Source organism: Bradyrhizobium sp. 23AC, from assembly GCF_054863025.1.
On sequence record NZ_JAVAYN010000257.1, the window covers coordinates 1 to 249 of the forward strand.

The window sequence follows — 249 nt, forward strand, 5'->3', positions numbered from 1 at the left end:
TATATGGGGGGAGTTGCCGTTGCATCAATCGTCGAACGATTTTGGGTGGTGCAGCGGCCCTCGCCGCGTTCCCCGCCAGCGCGCGGCACCCGGCCGACCCGATCGCGCGCGCCCTGGCAGCGGCCGGCGGGCAACCCCTTTTGTCGCGTGTACACGTGATTGCGTGGAGCGGGATCGCCCGCATGATGATCGGCCGGACGCCGGTCGACCTGATGATCGAAACCCGAATCGAACCCTTCGCGCGCGCGC

Annotated in this window: 1 protein-coding gene; it reads left to right on the forward strand. The window is 68.3% G+C overall.

The annotated features are described in order from the left end of the window. On the forward strand, positions 1–249 hold a 249-nt coding region (locus RAD10_RS42345; protein ID WP_461622073.1), incomplete at both ends, for a hypothetical protein.